The organism is Maritalea sp. (genome assembly GCF_051251695.1).
Lineage (GTDB): Bacteria > Pseudomonadota > Alphaproteobacteria > Rhizobiales > Devosiaceae > Maritalea.
Genome location: NZ_JBPOEU010000053.1, coordinates 1 through 7,938, shown reverse-complemented (window position 1 = coordinate 7,938; position 7,938 = coordinate 1). Strand labels below are relative to the sequence as shown.

General features: G+C 52.1%; 7 protein-coding genes and 1 tRNA gene. 6 read left to right on the top strand and 2 right to left on the bottom strand.

Annotated features, from left to right (window positions below):
- The first annotated feature begins 600 nt into the window (after nucleotides 1-600).
- The 6 genes from ACSHWX_RS17445 to ACSHWX_RS17420 all read left to right on the top strand — a co-directional run bounded on the left by ACSHWX_RS17445 (nucleotide 601) and on the right by ACSHWX_RS17420 (nucleotide 7,126).
- Nucleotides 601-1,881 carry an ABC transporter substrate-binding protein gene (locus ACSHWX_RS17445; RefSeq protein WP_342856056.1) on the top strand — a complete coding sequence of 427 codons (1,281 nt, stop codon included), beginning with the start codon at nucleotides 601-603 and terminating at the stop codon, nucleotides 1,879-1,881.
- Between the two features lie 179 nt (nucleotides 1,882-2,060).
- Nucleotides 2,061-2,810 carry a carbohydrate ABC transporter permease gene (locus tag ACSHWX_RS17440; RefSeq protein WP_435669486.1) on the top strand — a complete coding sequence of 250 codons (750 nt, stop codon included), beginning with the start codon at nucleotides 2,061-2,063 and terminating at the stop codon, nucleotides 2,808-2,810.
- Nucleotides 2,803-3,666 carry a carbohydrate ABC transporter permease gene (locus ACSHWX_RS17435; protein WP_342856058.1) on the top strand — a complete coding sequence of 288 codons (864 nt, stop codon included), beginning with the start codon at nucleotides 2,803-2,805 and terminating at the stop codon, nucleotides 3,664-3,666. Before ACSHWX_RS17440 ends, ACSHWX_RS17435 begins: the two co-directional genes overlap by 8 nt.
- The gene (locus ACSHWX_RS17430) at nucleotides 3,663-4,862 is read left to right on the top strand and encodes an ROK family protein (protein ID WP_435669485.1); all 1,200 of its coding nucleotides are present in this window, start codon (nucleotides 3,663-3,665) and stop codon (nucleotides 4,860-4,862) included. The genes ACSHWX_RS17435 and ACSHWX_RS17430 overlap by 4 nt, the downstream gene beginning before the upstream one ends.
- Nucleotide 4,863: 1 nt before the next feature.
- Entirely contained in the window at nucleotides 4,864-5,949 is a 1,086-nt protein-coding gene (locus ACSHWX_RS17425; RefSeq protein ID WP_435669484.1) for an ABC transporter ATP-binding protein, read from the top strand.
- A 16-nt stretch (nucleotides 5,950-5,965) separates the two neighbouring features.
- Nucleotides 5,966-7,126, top strand: a complete 1,161-nt coding sequence (locus tag ACSHWX_RS17420; RefSeq protein ID WP_342856061.1) for a Gfo/Idh/MocA family protein — start codon at nucleotides 5,966-5,968, stop codon at nucleotides 7,124-7,126.
- 143 nt (nucleotides 7,127-7,269) lie between these two features.
- Here ACSHWX_RS17420 and ACSHWX_RS17415 read toward each other — a convergent pair whose 3' ends face one another.
- Together ACSHWX_RS17415 and ACSHWX_RS17410 are read right to left on the bottom strand one after the other, a co-directional pair.
- Nucleotides 7,270-7,608 (bottom strand): hypothetical protein, encoded by a 339-nt coding sequence (locus ACSHWX_RS17415; RefSeq protein ID WP_435669483.1) that lies wholly within the window; start codon nucleotides 7,606-7,608, stop codon nucleotides 7,270-7,272.
- Nucleotides 7,609-7,819: 211 nt separating this feature from the next.
- Nucleotides 7,820-7,907 (bottom strand) — tRNA-Ser (locus ACSHWX_RS17410).
- Nucleotides 7,908-7,938: the final 31 nt, after the last annotated feature.

Here is a 7,938-nt window from a genome sequence, read left to right as displayed (position 1 = left end):
TTCAGAAAAGGCATGCAGGGGATGTGGAACAGCTCAATCAGACAGCAAGTGCCTTAGCGCTGAATCAAAACATGATTACCTAATCAGCTTAGCCGACATTGGCGCAAGGGCACCGAAACTCAAATTTGTCCGCACTAGGCTCGTCCCATGAGGACCAAGTGGGCGGCAACTTTGGTCTAAATTCGGCCAAAGCCCTACGTTTGCGTCAGTAGGTGCAAAGGGCCGTTTTTGGAACAGTCATGTTTTTGGAACAGTCATAAGGTCCGGTGTGCAAAGAGGCTGTGTAAAAACGCCTCCCGGGCCAAATCCACGAGAACGATTCCCCCACATGCTGAGTATTGCAAAAATTTGTTCTCAGGTATGCAGATGAACGAGCTGCTGCAGGGACGGGATTCTTTGGAATTCCACGCTCGCCGAGTTTTCGCACAGCCTCCGGACGAAGCCGACGTTGTGTGACGCCCCAGACCTTTCTTGATTGCCGGAAAAGTTACTATTTCCCCGAGACGAAAATTGAGCTTTTCATCAGATCTTCATTAACTCGTCATGAGCAGCCAATAAATAACTTCCATGTAGGAATAAAACTTTGTGGATGGAGAAAGCATGCAAAAATTCAAACTTACGACAGCACTAATGTTGTGCGTTACGGCATCGCCGTTGTTGGCTCAGGACATCGTATTGCAGTATATGTCTTGGGACCCTTCACAGCTTGAAGTGGAGCAGTCGACAATCGAGGCGTTTGAAGAATCGCACCCCGGTGTGATCGTTAAAGCGCAGGCGATCCCTTCAAATGGCGGCTACTGGCCCAAATTGACTGCTCAAGCAGCCTCAGGCGATCTTCCTGACGTCATGATGATGTCATCTGGATTCGTGCAGGAATGGGCTCAGGCCGAAAATCTACTCGACCTGTCGTCTTTGGTCTCCGACGATGAATGGACAAACTACTACGAAGGAGCGGCAAGCGTTGGTGTTGTGAACGGCAAACGTGTCGCCTTCCCACAGAACTGGGTCGCTCCTGTGCTCTTCTACAACATAGACATGTTCGAAGCTGCTGGAATTGAAGTTCCTAATGCTGATTGGACTTGGGATGATTTTTTAAAGGCCGCGCACGCGCTGACGATCGATGAAAATGATGATGGGCGTCCGGAAATCTTTGGCTTTTCCCTCTATGGCCGCTACGCGCATATCGAGCCTTGGGTCTTCCGCAATGGTGGGCGGTATCTCAATGACGATCTTTCGGCATTGGAGCTGAATGAAGAAGCCATCAATGCGCTGCAGTTCCTGACCGATTTGGTAAATGTTGAGGGTGTCGCACCCAAGCCGCAAGATATGGAAGGTATCCGCCAACAAGATATTTTTCCACTAGGCATGGCAGCGATGTGGGTCGACGGTTCCTGGAATATCGCAAATAGTCGCGAGATTGTCGGCGATCAGTTCCAATGGGGCATCGCAGAAGTTCCACGCGGTCCAGATGCAACGGACGAAACAGTCGCCTCATACGCTTGGGCGGATATGTTGGCCGTTTCTGCCACATCCGAACATCCCGAACTGGCCTGGGAGCTCATTCAAGCCCTCGCTGGCGAGGGTGTCGAAGCGGATGATTTCCTTGGCGGTAAGGTGCCGGCCTATATTCCTGTCGCGGAAAGCGAAGAATGGCTCGAAACGGATCAGCTCCCAGCAAACAAGGGTGTGCTGCTCGATATCGGCGCATCCACTATCTATGCAGGCTTTTCCCCAGGTTGGAGCGCATGGCGCGGCTATGCGGCCTCTGGGTCCGGCGGCATGAACGGCGAACTTGACGAGGTTTTCAACGGTCGCAAGACACTGGATGACGCGGTCACAGCATTCGTCGAATTCGGTAACGACGTTCTTTCACGCCAGTAAACAGAATGGTCGGGCGCAAGCGCCCGACCATTCCCCTGAACCGGAGTTGCGATATGCAGAACCGTCGAAGAATAGTAATCACGGCGCTCGTATTTCTATTGCCAACGATTGTGGGAACGCTGATTTTCAGACTTATCCCGATCATTTGGTCCTTTGCCTTGTCCTTTTACGAGTGGAAAGTGTTCGACAAAGCCGTCTTCGTCGGTTGGAAAAACTACGCGCATATCTTCACCTCAAGTATTTCGCTCGATGTTTTTGTAAACTCGGCTATTTTTTCGGTCATTTATGTTGCTGGCTCTCTTGCTCTCGCGCTTGTGCTCGCGGTTGTTTTGAACAATGGCCTACGCAGCTCAGCGTTCTTTCGCGGTGCGTTCTTCGTGCCCTACATTACCGCAACGGTTGCGATCGCGCTGGCTTGGCGTTGGATCTTCTCGACAAGGTTCGGGGTCCTGAACAACCTTCTGATTGCGCTCGGTGTCGAAAATCCGCCTGCTTGGCTCGCCGACCCAGCCTGGGCGCTTCCCGCGGTGGCACTGGTCTCGATCTGGAAAGACGTGGGGTTTTACATGATCTTGCTGCTTGCTGGGCTTCAAACGATTGATCCGACCCTTTATCAGGCCGCGCGCGTCGACGGAGCAGGGCCCATTGCACGCTTCCGCAAAGTCACCGTCCCGCTTCTTACACGCAGCCTGTTCTTCGTGTTGATCATCGCGCTTGTCCGCTCAACGCAGACTTTCGAGATCACATACGCTTTGACAAACGGTGGTCCAAACAGAGCATCTACGACACTGGCGTTCTTTGTCTATCAGAAAGCCTTTGTCGATTTCGAGGTCGGGTATGCGGCGGCACTGTCCTATATCATGTGCGTCATTCTGGGCTTCTTGACACTGGTCAGCTTCTATTTCCGGAGGAAATGGGTCCATGAATAACTTTAATTTGGCCAGATACAGTCGTAAAAATGGAACGCTGTTTCTTCTTTACTCGGTGCTGGCAGTATATTCACTCGTCACGTTGGCGCCCTTTATGTGGATGTTGATCACCAGTTTCAAAGAGCCGTCGGACGTCTTCAAGATCCCCCCCAGCTTTGTCCCGTCGATGCTCTTTTCTGACACGCCATTTGCAAACTATGCGACAGTCTGGACGGAGCGGAGCTTTGTGTCTTTCTTTCTGAATTCCACATGGGTCGCCTTCATGGCCTCGATCGGTCAGGTCTTCACCACATCTCTCGCGGGCTATGCATTTGCCCGCCTCGAATTACCGGGCAAGAACGTGCTCTTTGCGATTGTTCTGGCAACAGCCTTCGTTCCAACAGAGGTGACGATCATGCCGGAATTCTTGATGATGCGTTGGATCGGTTGGATTGATACGTTCGCGTCGTTGATTGTTCCGTCCTTCCTCGTCGGTGCCTTCGGAACGTTCATGTTGCGGGAGTATTTTGCGAGTTTGCCAAGTGACTACGCGGATGCCGCCTATGTTGATGGGGCTTCACCCTTTCAAATTTTCTATAAGGTGTATTTACCACTCGCACAGCCTGCTCTTGTGTCGGTGTTCGTGATCGCTTTTATCAACAACTGGAACGAGTTGCTGCGGCCGCTGCTTTTTTTGAATTCACCGGAAAAGTTCACAGTGCCATTGGGTCTGATGTCCTTTGTCAACCAATATGAGGCTTCCTGGACGCTTCTTATGGCTGGTTCGGTGATCTCAACCGTACCCCTGATTTTGATCTACATGCTAACGCAGCGCTACATCCTGCAAGGTTTTGTCGGCGGGGGTGTGAAAGGATGAGCGGATTAAAACTGATCGATATTCTCGACTGCCCCACACTCGATCTGACGAAAAACCAGCGCGGAATCCTCGATGTGCTGTCGCGCAACCAGAACGTCCGACGCATCGACGTCGCAGAGACCTTGGGTTTTTCCCCGCAAACAATGATGCGGGCCATTAATCCGCTGGTCGATCTGGGGATCATCAATGAAGTGGAGGAGCTTTCGGGAGGACGAGGAAAGCCACCGCGGCTGATGTCCGTACGGTCGGGAGCGCTCTTGACCCTCGGCATCACAGTGGCAGAAGGATGCAGTATTGTCGATCTGACAGATTTTTCTGGACGACGGATCGCCCGCAACAGCATCACAAAGCCATATCCTAATGCTCAAGAACAGCTTGATGGGGTGCGTCATGCAATTGCAGATCTCATCAAGAATAATCCACCCGCAGGCCGGATCGTGGCGGCTGCGGTCCTTGTTCAAGGGTACTTCCTTGAACCCGGCAAACGTATTGTGGGGCGCTCCGACCCACTGGGTTGGTCAAGGATTAATCTGCACGGCGAGCTATCGGAGTTCATCGGGCTACCGGTCTCTTTGGTCAACGATGGGCGCGCATTCGCAGCCAGTCTGATAGGGTCGCCTTTCAACCGAAATTTCATCGGGCTGCTTTTGGGAAGTGGCATCGGCGGTGGTATTATCTGCGACGGCCGCATCTTGGGCGGGGCAACAGGCAATGCAGGTGAGCTAGGGAAGTTCTTTGAAGACGGGCCGTTTCGCCCAACCGAAACAGCGTTGCTTGCAGCACTAGATTTGCCCGACTGGTCTTTGTGGCAAGGTATTGACGCACTTACAAACGCAAAGCACCAAAACCTTAATGAATGGATGACGCAGGCCTCATCGGCTATTTCACGCGCACTCGAGTTGTGTATCGCAGTCGTGGATTTTGACACGGTCTACATCGGCTCGTGTATGCCAGAAGACCTATTGGAAATGCTTGCCGACAAGGTTGAAGTCAAAAAGCTAGGAATCGCATCGAAAGACGCGCATTTCGAGATTGCCCTGCCATCGCCAGAAATTGTTGCCAAGCCCATTGCATCAATGAGCCTGCTTGCCGGACGCATTGCCATGAAGAGCTTTTTGGAACCGGAACAATTCATCTCAAAAACTCAAGAAATACCAGCGCCTATCAATGCTGAAACACGAAAAGAGGGACTTTGATATGTCCGGCCTGACACTCAATTCAATCTGTAAATCATATGGTACGACAGAAGTTCTCAAGAATATTTCATTGGAAATTGAGGATGGCGAATTCGTTGTCTTTGTGGGCCCATCCGGCTGTGGCAAAAGTACACTCTTGAAGCTGATTGCCGGTTTAGAGGATATTTCTGACGGCACGCTGCATATTGGTGGGCGCGACGTCACCGGTCTTGAGCCGGTGGAGCGCGGCATCGCGATGGTCTTCCAGTCCTACGCTCTCTACCCGCACCTCAGCGTTTATGAGAATATCGCTTTCCCATTACGCCTACAGAAGAAGTCCAAAGAGGAAATCGAGAAGGCCGTGGCCAATGCGGCTCGCATCCTCGATCTCGGCAAGCGGCTGCAGTATAAACCCGGCGCGCTGTCGGGCGGTCAACGCCAGCGCGTTGCTATCGGTCGTGCAATCGTTCGAAACCCGGAAGTCTTCCTCTTAGATGAGCCCTTGTCCAATCTAGACGCTTCTTTGCGTGGCCAGATGCGCGTGGAGCTTTCGGAGCTGCACAAGGACCTCAAGACCACAATGATCTACGTGACACATGACCAAGTGGAAGCGATGACCATGGCGGATCGGATCGTTGTGCTGCGTGATGGGGTTGTGGAGCAGTTCGGTTCTCCAATGGACCTCTATCATTACCCGAACTCAAAGTTTGTCGCAGGCTTCATAGGACAGCCCGGCATGAATTTTATCCCGGTCGATGTCACGGCTGTCGGGAAACATATTGCCATTGAGACTGCGAGCGGAACACAATCGATCATTCCGGTGCGGCCCGAAGGTGTCAACATCAACGACAAGCTCGAACTCGGTGTGAGACCGGAATTTTTTGAGCTTTGCGAGCCAGGAAACGGACTAGAGGCAGATGTCCGGCTGGTTGAACGCCTCGGTGGCAATTCCTTGATCCACGCGAACCTCAAGGACGGCACGCGGGTGATCGCATCATTCGACGGATTACGGGATCTTCCTAACACAGGATGCATTTGGCTGAAATACGACGTCGCACACGCCCACCTCTTTACGAAGAGCGGCAAGGCCCTGTGCAAAATCTCTTAATAGGACAAGAAGAACAATGAAAGTAGCTGTTTCCGGCGTTGGTCTGCGATCAATAAAAGTGCTCAAATACATGAAAAAAGCGATGCCCGAGATTGAGTATGTCGGGTACTTCGATCCGCAACCGTGTTTGCACAGCGAGCTTGAGAGTGATCGCGACATTCCGCAGTTCGATTCAATTGAAACGATGTTGGCAGAGTCGAAACCGGATCTGTTCTTTGTCGGATCACCTAATCATGTCCACCTCGATCAGATCCGAATGGGTCTAGATGCTGGTGTGCGGGTGTTTGCGGAGAAGCCTGTCGTTTCAACGCTTGAGCAAACTTGGAAAATTGCTGAGCTGCTCAAGGAATACGGGTCTGATCAGATCCTCGTGGGCCTTGTGTTGCGATATGCACCTCAAATGGTGGATTTGCGCAAAGCACTTGAGGCTGGACAACTCGGCGATGTGGTTTCTCTCGAAGCCAACGAGCATATCGAGCCCGCTCATGGAGCATTCTTTATGCGAGATTGGCGCCGTTTTGTTCACTATTCCGGTGGCTTCATGGTGGAAAAATGCGTTCACGATCTGGATCTTTACAACATGATTACCCGTTCGCGCCCCCGCAAGGTCGCGAGCTTTGGGGGACGACGTTCTTTCCTCTGTGAGAACGCGCCCGCCAACAATTCGGATATGGAAATTCTTCATTTAAAAAAGTCGCGTTGGGAAAGTAACGACGACCCATTCAATGCTGAAGCTGATATCATCGATCACCAAACGGCCCTGATTTCCTATGAGAATGGCGTCTCGATGACATTCCATACAAACCTCAACATCCCTGATCAGCACCGCCGTTTTCTCGTCGCGGGCACCAAAGGCACGGCTGAAGGTGATTTCCAGCGGGGTGTCATGCGCGTGACAGCATCCCCATCCGGCAAATGCCTGCTTGATAAGGATTATTCCAAGGGCCCTGATGGCCTGACAGACCACTACGGTGCCGACGCGAAAATGGGCCGAGACCTTGCGGCCTATTTGCGAAAAGAAACGGACCATCTGCCCGTTTCGGTTGTTGACGCGCTGGAAGCAGGGATCTGCGCGATGGCCCTCGATCAGGCACGAGAATCTGGGGATATGCTGGATCTCACTGAACTATGGCAGCGGTTTGACAGCTATAAGCTGCGGTCATCGGCCGTCACTTAAGAGGTCGCGCATTCCGGGGTGCCCGGCCGCCTACATCGCGGTATTCGCACTGGACCTGTCGCGGTTTGATGCCGCTCCTTTAATAGCATTGGCGTTGTTGCAGGGAGCCCCAGTCGACTGATATCGGTTGCGGTCTACCTTCTTCAGGATGCTGTAGATGGCGCACCTGATCCTGTAGAGCAAGCAAGGAGACACAGGCAGGAAAAGGCCCAATTGATCCAACGGACAACCCATGCAAAACAGGTTTGGGACAGCACCCAGCCAATAGCTGGCACATTGGCAGAGGCATACCCAAAAACCAACATCATTTGATCCCACCCTACGGCGGTGCCCATTTCCATCCAATACATAGGTAACCCAAGGGCAGAATCTCTTGGAAGCTGAGAAACGTACTCAATCAAGTCTTCACTACTATCGGCATGACTAAAGCTAGGAAACACTACTGACGATAATGCAACGGCGGCCAAAATATTTCTAAACATCAAATTATCCTCAATGGTGCAGACTGGAAATAAGTGAGGCCGAATGCGGGCGAGCGGTCAAGAGAAATACAACATCTGGATGTTATGAAAAACAAACTTGAACAATCAGACCCACACAACCGTAAAGTCGCGCGCCGTGGGTCAAAATGTGGGGCAACAAACCGCACACCGCGCCTAAATTATTAAAATAAAACAGTAATTTAGGTGGTTGTGGCGGAGACGAAGGGATTCGAACCCTCGAACGCTTGCACGTTACTCCCTTAGCAGGGGAGCGCCTTCGACCACTCGGCCACGTCTCCGCTGACCCGTCTAACGGTCCAGCAAAGGGGA